Source organism: Pseudonocardia sp. 2-7 (assembly GCF_056341085.1).
This window is the reverse complement of the sequence record NZ_CP094507.1, coordinates 1,418,700-1,434,287: the sequence shown is the minus strand read 5'-3', so window position 1 is coordinate 1,434,287 and position 15,588 is coordinate 1,418,700. Positions and strand designations below refer to the sequence as shown.

General features: G+C 76.2%; 6 protein-coding genes. 1 reads left to right on the top strand and 5 read right to left on the bottom strand.

The window, feature by feature from the left end:
* Positions 1 to 27: 27 nt before the first annotated feature.
* Positions 28 to 3,495, top strand: a complete 3,468-nt coding sequence (locus MTO91_RS07145) for a hypothetical protein (protein ID WP_476654108.1) — start codon at positions 28 to 30, stop codon at positions 3,493 to 3,495.
* A gap of 33 nt (positions 3,496 to 3,528) precedes the next feature.
* Here MTO91_RS07145 and MTO91_RS07140 read toward each other — a convergent pair whose 3' ends face one another.
* From MTO91_RS07140 to ettA, 5 genes are all read right to left on the bottom strand, one after another.
* The gene (locus MTO91_RS07140; protein WP_405418713.1) at positions 3,529 to 4,173 is read right to left on the bottom strand and encodes a DUF8185 domain-containing protein; all 645 of its coding nucleotides are present in this window, start codon (positions 4,171 to 4,173) and stop codon (positions 3,529 to 3,531) included.
* Positions 4,170 to 4,595 (bottom strand): acyl-CoA thioesterase, encoded by a 426-nt coding sequence (locus tag MTO91_RS07135; protein ID WP_476654107.1) that lies wholly within the window; start codon positions 4,593 to 4,595, stop codon positions 4,170 to 4,172. The genes MTO91_RS07140 and MTO91_RS07135 overlap by 4 nt, the downstream gene beginning before the upstream one ends.
* Positions 4,596 to 4,604: 9 nt before the next feature.
* On the bottom strand, positions 4,605 to 9,506 hold the full coding sequence (locus MTO91_RS07130) for an NAD-glutamate dehydrogenase (protein ID WP_476654106.1): 4,902 nt from the start codon (positions 9,504 to 9,506) through the stop codon (positions 4,605 to 4,607).
* Positions 9,507 to 9,563: 57 nt separating this feature from the next.
* Entirely contained in the window at positions 9,564 to 13,790 is a 4,227-nt protein-coding gene (locus tag MTO91_RS07125; protein WP_476654105.1) for a hypothetical protein, read from the bottom strand.
* A gap of 106 nt (positions 13,791 to 13,896) precedes the next feature.
* Positions 13,897 to 15,573 (bottom strand): energy-dependent translational throttle protein EttA, encoded by a 1,677-nt coding sequence (gene ettA, locus MTO91_RS07120; protein ID WP_208826435.1) that lies wholly within the window; start codon positions 15,571 to 15,573, stop codon positions 13,897 to 13,899.
* Between the last annotated feature and the right edge of the window lie 15 nt (positions 15,574 to 15,588).

Here is a 15,588-nt window from a genome sequence, read left to right as displayed (position 1 = left end):
TATGTGCACCCGACCGCCGCAGAACGCATGACGTCGGCGCCCGGTCACCCGGGCCCCGACGACCGCTCCCCCCGGCGTGCCGACGGCCCGCCGGACCCCGAACCGAACCCCGACGGGCTCGGCGAGGCGATCCGGACCGGCCGCGTGCCGGTGGTCCCCGGCTCCCTGGTCGACCTGGTCATGCGGTCCGGCTCGGGCGAGGCCCCGGAGCCGGAGGCCACGTCCGAGGACGACGGCGCCCGGCGCGAGCCGACCCCGACCGGGTTCACCGAACTGGTGTCCCGCGAACGGGGTCCCGCGCCCGCCCCACGGCCCACCCCGGGACCGCGGCCCGCCGTCCCCGAACCGCCGTCGGATGCGGGTGACTACGCCGATCTCGGCGACCTCGGCGACGACCCGCTGGGCGTCGGGCCGCTGCCCGACGAGCCCGGCGACGACGGTCTCGACCCCCTGCACACCCCGGCGGACCGCTTCGCGCCGCCGCCGTCGTTCGCGCCGGGCACACCGGGTGGGACGACACCTCCCGCGACCGGCCGCACCCCGGCCGCGCCGACGCCCGGCCCGGCCGACGCCACCCCCGCGGCACCGCGGCCGGACTCGGCGGACGGCGGCCCGGCGTCACCCCGGCCCGGCCTGGCGGACGCCGTTCCGGCGGCCCCCCGGTCCGGCTCGTCGGACGTCGCCCCGTCGGCCCCCGGGCCGGACGCAGCGGGCGCCCTCCCGCCGGCGCCCCGGCCGGACCCCGCGCAGACGGGGCGTCCCGGGCCCGGGCCCGGTGCGGGCCGGCCCGACCCCGCCGCCACTCCGGCGGAGGGCGGTCGTCGCACCGATGCCGGTCCCGGGCCGGACGGTGTCCCGGTGACCGCACCCGCACCGACCGTCGTCCCGCCGATCGCGCCCACCCCGCGGCCGCTCGGCGACGGCACCCGTTCCACCGCCGGCTCCGCCCCGGACCAGGACGCCACCCCGTCGCCCTCGGCCGGGGACACCACGGAGTCCGGCGGCACCGGCTCCCGCGACGGGGACCGCGACACCGCGGGACAGCACACCACCAAGCGGTGGCCGCCCCGCCCGGCGCGCAGCGGCGCCGACGGTCCGGAGACCGACATCCTGCCGCCCGGCGCACTGATCGGGCACTACCCGAGCGCGGACCCCTCCGACGACCGGACCGAGCAGCCGCCCGCGCGGCCCTCGACCCCACCGTCCGGGAACCGTCCGACGATGCCCGGTCGCAGGCCTTCCGCGCCGGCGGGCCCGGAGCAGCGTCCGGTGCCCCGTCCGGCGATGGGTGGGGCACCGTCCGGTCCGGCGATGGCCGGGCTGTCGGGCAACGACCTGTTCGCCACCGCCGGCGGTGACTCGGGCAGCGGCTTCGGCCGGCTCCCGGGCCGCGCCGACGACCCGTGGCGTTCCCGCGACGACACCGCGGCCTCCGCGCCCGGCACCGACGGGCCCTCCCCCGACGACGTCCACCGTGACGACACCACCGGTGAGGATTCCGCCCGGGACGCCCCGGCGTGGGACACCGGCCGTCCGCCCACGGACGACGTCGCACCGTCCCGCGACGGCGCGTTCCCGACGCCGGGGTCGTACGGCGACACGCCGTCGCGCTCCGGGTCGGCCGCGGCCCCGGACCACCGAGCCGCTGCGTTCTCCGGACCGGCGCGGACCGGGGCGTTCCCCGCCCCCGGCGCGGGCCCGGACGAGCGGCGCGGCGGACCGGGCACCGGGGCGTACCCCACCGACCGGCCCGGCGGACCGGGCACCGGCGCGTACCCCACCGACCGAACCGGCGGACCGGGCACCGGCGCGTTCCCGACCGACCGCTCCGGTGGTCCGGGCACGGGGGGGTACCCCGTCGACCGCCCCGGTGGGCGGGGCTTCGGTTCGTCTCCGACCGACCGGCCCGGCGCCCCGGGGGCCGGTGGCCGCCCGGACGGGCCCGGTACCGGTGCCCACCCGTCGAACGGCGCCCCCGGTGCCCGTTCCTGGGCCCCCGCCCCGGACCGCCCGGGCCCCGGAGGACCGGACGGACGGCCCGCACCGCGACCGGACGCTCCGTCCGAGAACGAGACCACCGTGGTCCTGCGGCCCGTCGGCACCGACGGCGAGCCGCCCACGCTGCAGGGCCACACCCCGGTCACCGGACACCCGGACGCCCCGGCGACGGACGACACGGGCGGCCCGTCGGGCCCGGACCGGCCGGACGCCTCGACGACCAGCCGCAACGCCGCCGCCGCGGCCTCGGTCGGGGCCGTCTCGGTGGCCGCCGCCCGCGCCGCGTCCGGCCGGGACGGCACGGTCAGCGACACCGGTCCGGGCACCGCGGTCCAGCCCGCGGCCGCGGCGGCGACCGGTGAGAAGCCGCCGGTCACCCCGCGCCGCGAGGCGATCATGTCGGCGAAGCCGCGCAACGGCCGTCGCAGCCCGTCCGCGGCCGGGCTCGCGATCGCGCTGGCGATCGTGCTGCTCGGCGCGCTGACGCTGTGGGCGATGCTGTCGCCCAGCCAGTCCGACCCGGGCGCGAACGCGACCCGGCCCGCCGTCTCCGCCGGTCCGGGCACGGGGCCGCGTCCGGACGCGGTCGCGGCCGGGGCGAGCCTGGCGCAGCCGACGGTGCGGGCGACCGTGCCCCTCGGCGGCGCGCCGGTCGCCGTCGCGGCCATCCCGGACGGCTCGACGGCCCTCGTCGCGGTCCGTGACGCGAACCGGCTCGCGGTCGTCGACACCGCGTCCGACGCCGTCGCCGGGGAGATCGAGCTCCCGGCCGCACCGCAGGGGGTGGTGACCTCCCCGGACGGCACCCGCGCCTACGTCAGCACCGCCGGCCAGGGCGGCGGGCAGATCGCCGTCGTCGACGTGCCGGGGCGGACCGTCGTCTCGACCGCTGCCGTCGGCGGGGATCCGGCCGCGGCCGCGGTGTCCCCCGACGGCCGGTTCCTCTACGTGCCGTCCCGCGCGGACGCCACCGTGCAGGAGCTCGACCCGAACGCGGGCACCGTCACCCGGACCGTGCCGGTGTCCCGCGACCCCTACGCGAGCGCCACGAACGACGCGGGCGACCGCGTCTACCTCGCCACCCGCGGCGCCGACCAGCTCACCGTCCTCGACCCGGACAGCCTCACCGTGCTCGGCAGCTTCCCGGTGCGTGGCGGCGCGGAGTCCCTGGCCGTCAGCCCCGCGTCGGTCCCGCGGACCGTGGTCGCGGTCGGCGGTCCGGAGTCCGGCACCGTGACCGTCCTGGACCCCGCCGACGGCCGCGAGATCGCGACCGTGCAGGTCGACGGCGGCGCCACCGGCATGGCCTTCGCCCCCGACGGCCGCCACCTCTACGTCGCGACCCGGCAGGCCCTCGTCACCGTCGACACCGGGTCCTGGCAGGTCACCGGGACCACCGACGTCGCCCCGAACCCGACCGCTGTCGCGGTCGCCCCCGACGGCCGCACCGGCTGGGTCACCGGCGACGGCGCGGTCAGCGTGCTGAACCTGACCTGAGCCCGGGCCGGCCCCTGCTGCGGGCCCGGCCCGTCAGCGCGCGACCGACAGCGGCAGCGACACCACGCGCCGCTTCACCACCGCCCCGTACCGGGCGTCGAGCCGCATCCACGAGCCCGACGCGGACACCCGTACGCGCGGCCCGTCGGTCTCCTGCGGCGCCGAGCCGAGGAAACCCATCCCGGACATCGCGAACAGCACCCGCATCGGCACGGTCACCGGGCGGCCCGCGTCCGGCGGGGACACCGTCAGCACCGTCTGGTCCAGCAGCGACGCCGGCGGCCCCATCGGGCCTGCGTGCTCCCGGGCCAGTGCCAGCCCCCGGTCGGCGAGCTCGTCGAGCTCCGCGGCGGGGACGTCGTCGACCCGGGACCAGCCGTCCTCGGGCGGGAGCTCGTCGAGCCACGGCGCGGGCGGGCCGGGGTCGACCGCGGCGGAGCGGTCGACGGCCAGCGCCGTCAGCAGCGTCGACGCCTGCGCGATGACCGGCAGCGCCGGGTCGAGCTCCCCGGCCACCGACCGGGTCACGAGGACGTCGAACGGGGTGCGGGCCCACGCCGTGATCCGGCCGGCACCGGCGGCGAGCCGGATCGCGGCGGTCTGGTCGAGCCGGGCGACGCGCGCGGTGAACGCGCCGAGGTCGTCGCGCTCGGTCGCGTCCGCCAGTCGCAGGGTCACAACACGTCTCCCCGGTGGCGCTCGAGGAAGTTCCGCTCGTCGACGGTGAGTCGGCGGACCCGGTCCGCCTCGAGGTCGTAGAGGGCCATCCGGGTCCAGGCGGTGACCGCGACCGGGTCGTCCGCGCCGGGTCCGTCGTGCAGGGCGTAGTCGAGGACGAACGACGCGGCCCGCAGCTCCCGCACGGTGATCGCGCACCGAAGCGGCTCGGGGCGCCACGGCAGCTGCCGCTTGTACTCCACGTGCAGCCCGGCGACGAGCAGACCGGAGGAGAACCCGGCGAGCCCCTCCCGCCCGGCGGCGGTGAAGGCCAGCGCGACGCGGGCCTCCTCGACGAGCGTGACGATCCGGGCGTGGTTGACGTGGCGGTAGGCGTCCTGGTCGGTCCAGCGCAGTGGGACCTCGGCGACGAAGGCGGTCACGGGGAGCTCCTACCGGGCCAGTCCGCGCAGCTGACGCGAGATCACCGACAGGGTCGCGAGGTCCAGCGACGCCGACGCCCCGATCTCCTCCAGCGCGCTGCGGGCGCGTGCGAGCTTCGAGGAGTTGGCCTGCTCCCAGGCGGCGATCGCGTCGTCGACACCCGTGCCGGGCGGAGTCTCGCGCAGCGCGTCGAGGGTGATCGAACGCAGCGACCCGTAGAGGTCGTCACGCAGCGCGAGCCGCGCCAGCGCGTGCCAGCGGTCCCCGCGGTCGAGCCGGGACACCGCGGTCAGCGCCTGGTCGACGCCGAGGTGCTCGGACAGCGCGTAGTACAGGCGGGCCACCTCGGCGCCGGGCCGTGGCTCGGCCTCGCGGTCGGACAGCTCCACCAGCTCGACGACGTCGAGCAGGCCGTAGGCGTAGAGCGACAGTGCGGCCGACTCCACCATCTCCTCGGGCACCCCGCAGGCGCGCAGCTCCGCGGCACGTTCCTGAACCGCGTCGAGCTCGCGGCCCTGCAGCAGCTCGGGCAGCCGCGCCCGCAGCTCCGCGATGGGGCCGGCGAACCGGTTGACCTCCGCGCCGACGGCGAGCGGCTGCGGCCGGTTGGTCAGGAACCAGCGCGACACCCGGTCGAGCAGCCGCCGCGACTCCAGCACCACCGCGTCGGCGATCGGGACTCCGACCTCGGCCCGGCGGACGGCCTCCCACAGCGCGGGCAGCCCGAACACGCGGGTGGTGACGGTGTACGCGCGCACCACGTCGTCGGGACCCGCGGAGATCTCCTCGCCCAGCCGGAACGCGTAGCTGATCCCGGCACCGTCGACCATGTCGTTGACCAGCGACGTACCGATGATCTCCCGACGCAGCGGGTGGTTGCGCACGGCGTGCTCGAAGCGCTCCCGCAGCGGGTGCGGGAAGTAGCCGGGCAGCGCCGGCGCGAACGCGGGCAGGTCGGGCAGGTCGGTCTGCAGCAGCCGGTGGGTCAGGTCGAGCTTGGTGTGGGCGAGCAGCGTCGCCAGCTCGGGGCCGGTGAGACCGAGACCGTCGGCGGCCAGGCGCGCGAACCCCGCCTCGTCGGGCAGGACCTCCAGCGTGCGGTCGAGCCCGGTGCGCCCGGCGAGGTCGGTGACCATCCGGGCGTGCACACCGACCATGTCCGGGGCGTGGGCGCGGGCGACGCCGAGCACCTCGTTCTGCGCGACGTTGTCGGCGAGCACGAGGGCGGAGACCTCGTCGGTCATCGACGCGAGCAGCTCGTTGCGGGCGTCGCGGTCCAGGGAGCCGTCCGCGACCGGGCGGTCCAGCAGGATCTTGATGTTGACCTCGTGGTCGGAGCAGTCGACACCCGCGGAGTTGTCGATGGCGTCGGTGTTGACCCGGCCGCCGGCACCGTCCGGGCCGCCGCGGCGGGCGAACTCGATCCGCCCGCGCTGGGTGAGCCCGAGGTTGCCGCCCTCGCCGACGACGCGCACCCGCAGGGCGCGGCCGTCGACCCGGATGGCGTCGTTGGCCTTGTCCCCCACCTCGCCGTCGGTCTCGCCGGACGCCTTGACGTAGGTGCCGATGCCGCCGTTCCACAGCAGATCGGCGGGGGCGAGCAGGATCGCGTGGATCAGCTCGGGCGGGGACAGCGCAGTGACCGTGTCGGCCAGCCCGAGCGCGGCCCGGATCTCCGGCCCGACCGGCACCTTCTTCGCGGTCCGCGGCCACACCCCGCCACCCGCGCTGATCAGGGAGGTGTCGTAGTCGGCCCACGAGCTGCGCGGCAGCTCGAAGAGCCTGCGACGCTCGGCGTAGGAGGTCGCGGCGTCCGGGGTCGGGTCGACGAACACGTGCCGGTGGTCGAACGCCGCGACGAGCCGGATGTGCTCCGACAGCAGCATCCCGTTGCCGAACACGTCACCGGACATGTCGCCGACGCCGACGACGGTGAACTCCTCGCGCTGGGTGTCGACACCCAGCTCGCGGAAGTGCCGCTTGACCGACTCCCACGCGCCGCGGGCGGTGATGCCCATGGCCTTGTGGTCGTAGCCGACCGAGCCGCCGGAGGCGAACGCGTCGCCCAGCCAGAAGCCGTAGGACTCGGCGACGGAGTTGGCCAGGTCGGAGAACGTGGCGGTGCCCTTGTCCGCGGCGACGACGAGGTAGGAGTCGTCGCCGTCGTGACGCACCACGTCGGTGGGCGGCAGCGTCTCGGTGGTGCCGTCGGCGTGGGTCAGCAGGTTGTCGGTGATGTCGAGCAGCCCGGAGATGAAGGTCCGGTAGCAGTCGCGGACGTGCTCGGGCGCCGGCCCGGGCCTGCGCACGACGAACCCGCCCTTCGCCCCGACCGGGACGATGACGGCGTTCTTCACCGCCTGGGCCTTGACCAGGCCGAGCACCTCGGTGCGGTAGTCCTGCTGGCGGTCGGAGAAGCGCAGACCGCCGCGGGCGACCGGGCCGAACCGCAGGTGCACGCCCTCCACCGCGGGCGAGTACACGAAGATCTCGAACCGCGGGCGGGGCAGCGGCATGTCCGGCACGGCGGCCGGGTCCAGCTTGAAGGAGAAGAACGGGCGGCCCCGGAACCAGTTGGTCCGCAGCGTCGCCTCGATGACGGCCAGCAGGCCCCGCAGGATGCGGTCGGCGTCGAGACCGGAGACCTGGTCGATCAGGGTGGTGACGTTCTCCAGGGCCCGCTGGTGGGCGGCCTCGCGCTCGTCGGCGTCGGCCGTGGCCGGGTCGAACCGGGCGCGGAACAGGGTGATCAGACCCTGCGCGACCTGCGGGTGGGCGACCAGGACGCCGGCCGTGTACTGCAGGGTGAACAGCCCGCCGAGCTGGCGGGTGTAGCGGCTGTAGGCCCGCAGAACGGCGGCCTCGCGCCAGTGCAGACCGGCGCGCAGGACGAGCGCGGAGAACCGGTCGGACTCGGCGTCGCCCCGCCAGGCCGCGGCGAACGCCTCCTCGAACCGTCGTCCGGCGTCCTCGACGGTGACCGTCGGGACCGCGGGGGCTCCGGCGGGCTGCGGGGGCCGGAGCCCGAAGTCGTAGAGCCAGCAGCGACGGCCGTCGGGGCGGCGGAACTCGTAGGGCCGCTCGTCGACGACCTCGACGTCGAGCTGCTGCAGCAGCGGCAGCACACCGGTGAGGGTGACCGGGTCGTCGCCGACGTAGAGCGCGAACCGGATGTCGCCCTCGATGCTGCGGTACAGCCGCAGGTCGAACGCGTCCTCGCCCTTCTCCCCCAGCGTCATCAGCCGCCGCAGGTCCTCGACGGCGCGCAGCGGGGTCACCGTCGCCTTGTAGGACTCGGGGACCCCGGCCAGCATCGGGCGGGCGGCGGGCCCGGCGTCGCCGAGCGCGGCGACGAGCAGGTCGTCCCACGTGCGGGTCGCCTCGGCGACGTGGTCCTGCAGCTCGGCCAGGTCCACCGTCACCGGCTCGGCGCCGGGATCGGTGGTGATCGTCAGGTGCAGCAGCGCCAGCTCGACGTCGCCGACCTGCGCGGTGTAGCTGACGTCGGTGCCGCCGAGCCGGGTGCGCAGGATGTCGGTGATCTTCAGCCGGGTCGCGGTCGTGTAGCGGTCGCGCGGCAGGTAGACCAGGCAGGACAGGAAGCGGCGGTACGGGTCGGGGTGCACGAACAGCCGCACCGCGCGGCGGGCGCCCGCCTCCAGCACCCCGACGGCGGTGTCGTGCAGCCGATCCTGCGACGAGGTGAACAGCTCCGCGCGCGGCAGCTGGGAGAACACCTCGAGCATCTGCTGCCCGGAGTAGGAGTCGGCCGGGAAGCCCGCGCGCCGGATGGCGCCACGGATGCGGCGGGCGACGACCGGGATGTCCAGGACCGACTCGTGCCGGGCCGGGACGGTCAGCATCCCGAGGAAGCGGTGCTCGCCGGTGACGGTCCCGTCGGCGTCGCGGGTGCGGACCCCCACGTAGTACGGGTGCACCGCACGCAGCACCCGGCTGCGCTCGCTGGCCCGGGTGAACAGGAGCAGGCCCGCGGGGTCGGCGGCGCCGGTCTCCTCGGGGAGGAAGACGTTCGCGCCGGCGTCGCCGGGGCGCAGGACGCCGAGACCGGTGTCGGTGTCGGGCCGCAGGCGCCCGTCCGGGTCTCCCCCGTCGTCGGTGCGCCGGGAGTAGTGGCGGTAGCCGACGAACACGAAGTGGTCGTCGACGAGCCAGCGCAGCAGGTCCGCGACCTCGGCCGGGTGCACGTCGTCCTCGTCGGTGTCGGCGGCCGTGGCGGCACCGGTTCCGGAGAGGTCGTCGGCGAGGGCGCGGGCGCGCAGGGTCATCGCGGCGGTGTCGTCGACGACCTGCCGGACCGCGGCGAGCGTGTGCTCCAGCTCGGCGTGCAGCGCGTCGGGGTCGAGGTCCCCGGAGGACACGACGTCGACGTGCATCCAGGACTCGACCGAGGCGCCCTCGGTCGGGTCGGTCGGGTCGGCGGCGGTGTCGACGCCGGTCAGCGTGCCGTCGGCGGCGCGGTGCACGACCAGGATCGGGTGCACGACGCGCCGCGCGGTGCCGCCGGCCCGGCCGATCCCGGCGAGCGCCGACTCGACGATGTAGGGCATGTCGTCGGTGACGATGTCGACCGTCACCGCGTCTCCCCCGGCGGCGGTCACCCGGACGGCGGCCCGCCCGGGTGCGCGGTGCGCACCGAGCGCGAGATGGGTGTCGACGACGGTCGCCGGCCCGGGCAGTTCCGCGCCGCCGGTCGTGTCGGTCTCGGGGGTGTGCCGGGCGTAGAGACGGACGAGGTCCGCGGCGGCACCGCTCCCGGGGCGGGGATCACCGCCCGGCCCGTCGGTGCTCGTGGTGTTCCCGGTCTGCCCCGTCGTCCCGCTGCTCACGATCCACTCCGGCCCCGTGCGTGTGCTGACGGCCGTCACCCTATCCCGGGGTACCGACGCCATCGGCGGACCGGGACGGCCGCGTCCGCGACGACCGGGCGAGCGGTTCCCGGCGGCCGGTCAGATCTCGCGGTAGGCCGCGAGGGCCCCGGCGAGGAGATCGGCGAGGCCCATGTCCTCGGGGATGCCGGCGGGGTCGGACGGGGCCGCCGCGCCCGGTGTGCCGTCGGCCGGTGACGACGTCGTCCCCGGGGCGTCGGCAGCGCTGTCCTGCCGTCCGGGCGTCACCGGTGACGCGCCGTCCCGCGTCGCGGCCGGGGCGTCGTCACGCGGGGAGGTCGGCGGCTCGTCCCTCGTGGCCGGGCCGTCCTCCCGTGTCGCGGTGTCCGACGGCACCGGTCCGTCCGCGGGGACCGCTCGGCGGGAGCGAGCGCGTCGGGTCGCGGTGCCGGCGTCCGGCGCCCGCCCGCCTGCGTCCGGTCGGTTCCCGCCGGGTCGTAGGCCCGTCGTCGGTGTGGGGACGGCGCCGGTCGACGGTTCGTCGTCGCCGCCCGCGGCGGCGTCACCGATCACGGCGGCGTCACCGACCACGGCAGCGTCACCGGTCACGGCAGCGTCACCGCCCGCAGCGGCGTCACCGCTCACGGCAGCGTCACCGCCCGCGGCAGCGTCACCGGTCGCCGGGGCGACGACGGCCGCCGCACCCCGCACCACGGTCGGTCCGGTCGCGGTACGCACCGTCCAGGTCCCCACGCCCACGCCGCTGCCGTCGGGATCGCCGGACGCACGGTGGCCGCCTGCGGACGTGGTCCCGCCCCCGTCGAACAGACCGGCGGCCCCGCCGTCTCCGTCATCGGCCGGTGGGGTGGCGTCCCGCCCACGACGACGCGGCAGCGCTGACTCCCCCGCTCCGTCGTCGACCCCGGACCACCGCACCGGCAGCCCGGAACGTTCCCGGGCCGGGCCGTCGAAGCGGGAGGCGGCGCCATCCGGTCCGGGGAGGTCGAGGTGGGCCCGGACCGCCTCGGCGAGGCGCCGGTCCGGTTCCGGGGGCAGCGCGAACCGGGTGTCCAGCAGGTCCGGCACCGGCGTGGGGTCCGCCGGGGCGGAACCGCCCCACACCCGCGACGGCTCGTCCCTCGCCGGCCCGGCGGGGTGGCTGCCCACCTCGTCGCGGGCCTCGTCGCGGGCATTGTCGCGGGCGGAGGGGTGTGGCGCGGCGGGATGTCCGGGGTCACGATCGCGGGCACCGGAGTCGTGGGCGGCCCGGTGCCGGACGGTCCGGTCACGGGCCGCCGGGTCCCGGAGGGCTCCGTCGGAGCGGCGCCGCCCACCGCTCCCGGGCCGGACGGTGAGACCGACGGCGCTCAACGACGCCGTCCCGTCGCCGGCGGCCCGTCGCCGCCCCCCTCGGGCCGCTCGCTCGCCGGACAGGTCCAGCGGCGTCGCCAGCGCCGGCCCCGCGACCGGCACCGGGGCGGCCGCCGGCTCACCGGCACCCGATCCCGCGTCCCCGGTCTGCGCGGCGCCGGACTGCCCGCCGGCCCGGGCCGAGGGGGCCTCGGGGAGGGGCGCCGGTGTGTCCGGCCCGGTCAGCTCGGTGATGATCTCGTCGCCCTCGACACCGTGCGGTCCGACGGCCTGCATCCGCAGGGACGTCCCCGCCGGCAGCCCGCCCCGGCGCACGCGGCCGCCGAGGTGCGTCGCGAGCGACCGTGCCCAGAGCAGGACGGTGACGTGGTCGACGTCGGGCAGGGTGACCCGCACCGTGTCGTCGTCGCGACGTGTGGTTCCGGACGGCGGAACCAGCCGGCGGGCCCGGGTGACCACGTCGTGCAGGGCCCCGACCGCCGCCGTACCGGTGACGGTCTCGAGGTCGCCGTCGACGAGGTCGAGGACGATCGACCGCTCCGCCGTACCGGGTGGCCCCGTCGGGGCCGCAGGGGCCGTCGGTGCCGCGGCCGGGCCGCTGTCCCCGGCACGGGCCGCGGCGCGCGCGCTCGCCCGATCGGACCTCGGGTCGGCCTCGGCGGGGTTCGGCTCGCCCGCAGCACGCCCGGCGACCACGGTCGGCTCGCCCGCAGCACGCCCGGCGACGGCGGGCGGCTCAGTCGCAGCCCGCTCGGCGGCGACGGCCGGCTCCGGCGTGGGAGCCCCGTTCCGGTCACCGTCGACGGGACCTGGCCCGGCTGCCGGGCCGGCCCCGTGGCCGTCGCCGGGCCGGTGGGCCGCCTCGTGCCGAGCTCCGTTCCGCGGGACGGCGTCGGCCGGACCGTGGGCCCCGTTGCGGTGCATGGCCGCGGGCTGCTCGGGGGCCCGCCACTCGGCAAGGAGGGCGTCGGCGAGCGGCGAACCGCCTGCCGCGTCGGGGGTCCACGACGGGCCGGTCCACGAGGAGTCCCGGGGTGCCATCGGTGCCGGGCCGTCCGCGAGGAGCCCGGAGACGCCCAACGGGTCGGCGGGGTCGATGCCCGCGGGTCGTCGATCGCCGGCATCCGTCGTGTCGTCCGACGCCCGGTCGGCCGCCCCTGCGGCGTCCGCACTGTCCGGCGTACCGGCGGTGTCCGTCGTGCCCGGCGTACCGGTCGCCGACGACGCATCCGCCTCGAGAGCGGCCTCGCCGGGACGGCGACCGTTCCGGTTCGCCCCGGCGGATCCGCCCACGGTCCGGTCGTCCGGCGACGGGTCGGCGGTTCCGGCGCCGTTCCTGGTCCCGGGGTCCTGGAGCAGGCTCTCGGACGGCGCCCAGCGCACCGGGAAGCGTCCGGCCGCCGGGAGGCCGTTCGCCGGGAGGCCGTTCGTGGCCCCGGCTCCCGTGGCGCCGTCGTTCCCGGGCCCGGTCGGATGGTCGTCCCCGGCTCCGTCCGAGCGACCGTTCCTGCTCTCCGTGCCGGTGAACCGGTCGTCCCCGGGCCGATCGTCGGTCGGGCGATCGTGGTCGGGCTCGGTGTGGCCGGTTCCGGCGGGTCGGTCGGTCCCGGCACCGACCTCGCCTTCCTCGACGGGCGTCCCGGCGGGCGGGGCGGCTCTGTCCCGCTGGTCCGCGCCGGAGGACGGGTCCCCGCTGGCGGGGCGGGACGCGGCGAACCCTGGTTCCGGCGTACTGCGACCGGCGCTGTCCCGGTTACCGGCACCGGGTCCGCCCGTCGGAGCACCGGCAACGGTGCCTCCGGTCGCGGCCGGACGTTCGGCGGGTACGGCAGGCGACCCGCCCGTGCGCGGGAACGGGGTGGGTCGCTCGGTGGTGCTGGTGCGGACGGCGGCGAGCGGCAGCAACGCCGCCACCGCGTCGCGGAAGCGCGTCCCGCGGTCGCGGTCGACCTGGTCGGCCTCCATCGCGGCGCGCATGGTCTCCAGGGCCTCGCGGTACCGGCCCGAGCCCTCGTGCAGCTCGGACTGGGCGGTTCGGCAGGCCGCGACCAGCGCGGGGACACCCGCCTGTTCGGCGCCGTCGGCGGCCTCGACCAGCGCGCGGGCTGCGTGGTCCGCACGTCCCGCCTGCACCCGGGCCAGTGTGAGCCGCAGCAGCACACCCTGCCGACCGGCGTCCTCGGCCTCGCGCTGCACGGCGGCCGCGGCGACCGCGTCGGGCGGGACGTGCCCGGAGTCGAGCAGCGCAGTGATCCACTGGCTGAGCAGTGCCGCGGCGAGGTGGGTCGACAGCGGGCGGGACCCGGGTCGTTCCGGTGTCCATCCGAGCTGGGCCAGGCCGCGCAACGCGCGGTCCACGGCGGCATCGTGTTCGCGCCGGGCCCGGTGCACCGACCCGACGACGAGGTCCGCGTACGCCGCCGGTTCGCCACCGAAGCCGGAGCCGCAGGCGTCGACGTCGCTGCGCAGCCGCTCGAGCTCGGAGGCGGAGGCGCCGGCGAGTGCGCAGCGCACCTCGACCGCGAGTCGGTCGAGGCGCAACAGCCCCGGGTCCTCGCCCGGGGCGTCGTCCGGCAGGCCGACGACGAGTGCCCGAGCCGCCTCGAGCTCTCCGTCGGCCTGGGCGACCCCGGCCAGCTCCACCCGCAGACGGGCGCTCTCGGGGCGGGTGAGGATCTCGGTACCGGGCGTGCGGAGGGGCACGGGGACCGTGCTGTCACCCGGGGTGGCATGACCGGTCACCCCGGCGACGACGGCAGTGGCGACGTCGCGGGCGTCCCCACCGGCCGCGTGGCCGTCGAGCAGCCAGCCCGCGGCCTGCAGCCAGCGCAGATCGTCACCGTCTGCGACAGCTCGCGCGCACGCCTGCTCGGCCAGTTCCGCGGTGAGCAGGGGCCGCTGCCAGCGCAGGGCCGCCGCCGTGCGCAGTTCGGCCGTCGTCGCGCCGGCGGCCCGACCTTGCAGGTCGAACGTCACATCGCCTCCCGTGAGTGACACCACCGTCCGGACCTCCCGAGGGAGCCGGTCACCCCGTCGCCGGGGACCGGCCCGACCGGATGGGGAGGTCCGGACCGGGCGGTGATCAGTCGCGGGTGAGCTTACGGTGGGTGACCCGGTGCGGTCGCGCCGCCTCCGCGCCGAGCCGCTCCACTTTGTTCTTCTCGTAGGCCTCGAAGTTGCCCTCGAACCAGAACCACTCGGCCGGGTTCTCGTCCGTGCCCTCCCACGCCAGGATGTGCGTACAGGTCCGGTCGAGGAACCAGCGGTCGTGGGAGATGACCACGGCGCAGCCGGGGAACTGCTCGAGCGCGTTCTCCAGCGAACCGAGGGTCTCGACGTCCAGGTCGTTCGTCGGCTCGTCGAGCAGGATCAGGTTGCCGCCCTGCTTGAGCGTCAGCGCCAGGTTGAGGCGGTTGCGCTCACCACCGGACAGGACCCCGGCCGGCTTCTGCTGGTCCGGCCCCTTGAAACCGAACGCCGCGACGTAGGCGCGCGACGGCATCTCGGTGTTGCCGACCTGGATGTAGTCGAGCCCGTCGGAGACCACTTCGAAGACGGTCTTCTTCGGGTCGATCCCGCCGCGGTTCTGGTCGACGTAGGACAGCTTGACCGTGTCGCCGATCTTGACCTCGCCGGAGTCCGGGTGCTCCAGACCGACGATCGTCTTGAACAGCGTCGTCTTACCGACACCGTTCGGACCGATCACGCCGACGATGCCGTTGCGCGGCAGCGTGAAGGAGAGATCCTTGATCAGCTGGCGACCGTCGAAACCCTTGTCGAGGTGGGAGACCTCGACGACCTGGCTGCCCAGGCGCGGGCCCGGCGGGATCTGGATCTCCTCGAAGTCGAGCTTCTTGTGCCGCTCGGCCTCGGTCGCCATCTCCTCGTAGCGGTCGAGCCGCGAGCGGCTCTTCGCCTGGCGGGCCTTGGGGTTGGAGCGGACCCAGGCCAGCTCCTCCTTCAGGCGCTTCTGGAGCTTCGCGTCCTTCTTGCCCTGGACGGCGAGGCGCTCGCCCTTCTTCTCCAGGTAGGTGGAGTAGTTGCCCTCGTAGGGGAAGGTGCGTCCGCGGTCGAGCTCGAGGATCCAGCCCGCGACGTTGTCCAGGAAGTACCGGTCGTGGGTGACCGCGAGGACGGCGCCCGGGTAGTTCGCGAGGAACTGCTCGAGCCACAGGACGCTCTCGGCGTCGAGGTGGTTGGTGGGCTCGTCGAGCAGGAGGAGGTCGGGCTGGGACAGCAGCAGCTTGCACAGCGCGACGCGCCGGCGCTCACCACCGGAGAGGTGGGTGACCTCGGCGTCCCCGGGCGGGCAACGCAGTGCGTCCATCGCCTGCTCGAGCTGGGAGTCGATCTCCCACGCGTCGGCGTGGTCGAGCTCCTCCTGGAGCTGGCCCATCTCCTCCATCAGCTCGTCGGTGTAGTTGGTCGCCATCTCCTCGGCGATCGCGTTGTACCGATCGAGCTTGACCTTCACGTCGCCGAGACCCTCCTCGACGTTCCCGAGGACGGTCTTCTCCTCGTTGAGCGGGGGCTCCTGCTGGAGGATGCCGACCGTCGCCCCGGGCTTGAGGAAGGCGTCGCCGTTGTTCGCGTTCTCCAGCCCTGCCATGATCTTGAGGACGGTCGACTTCCCGGCGCCGTTGGGGCCCACGACGCCGATCTTCGCCCCCGGCAGGAAGCTGATCGACGCGTTCTCCAGGATGACCTTGTCGCCGTGCGCCTTACGCACGTTCCGCATCGTGTAAATCAGATCCGCCACGATGCGATGGTAGAT

What these genes read in the sequence shown, in the direction of transcription:
- MTO91_RS07130 (WP_476654106.1), bottom strand. Translation starts at nt 9,506, where the DNA reads ATGGCGTCGGTACCCCGGGATAGGGTGACGGCCGTCAGCACACGCACG.
- MTO91_RS07145 (WP_476654108.1), top strand. Translation starts at nt 28, where the DNA reads ATGACGTCGGCGCCCGGTCACCCGGGCCCCGACGACCGCTCCCCCCGG.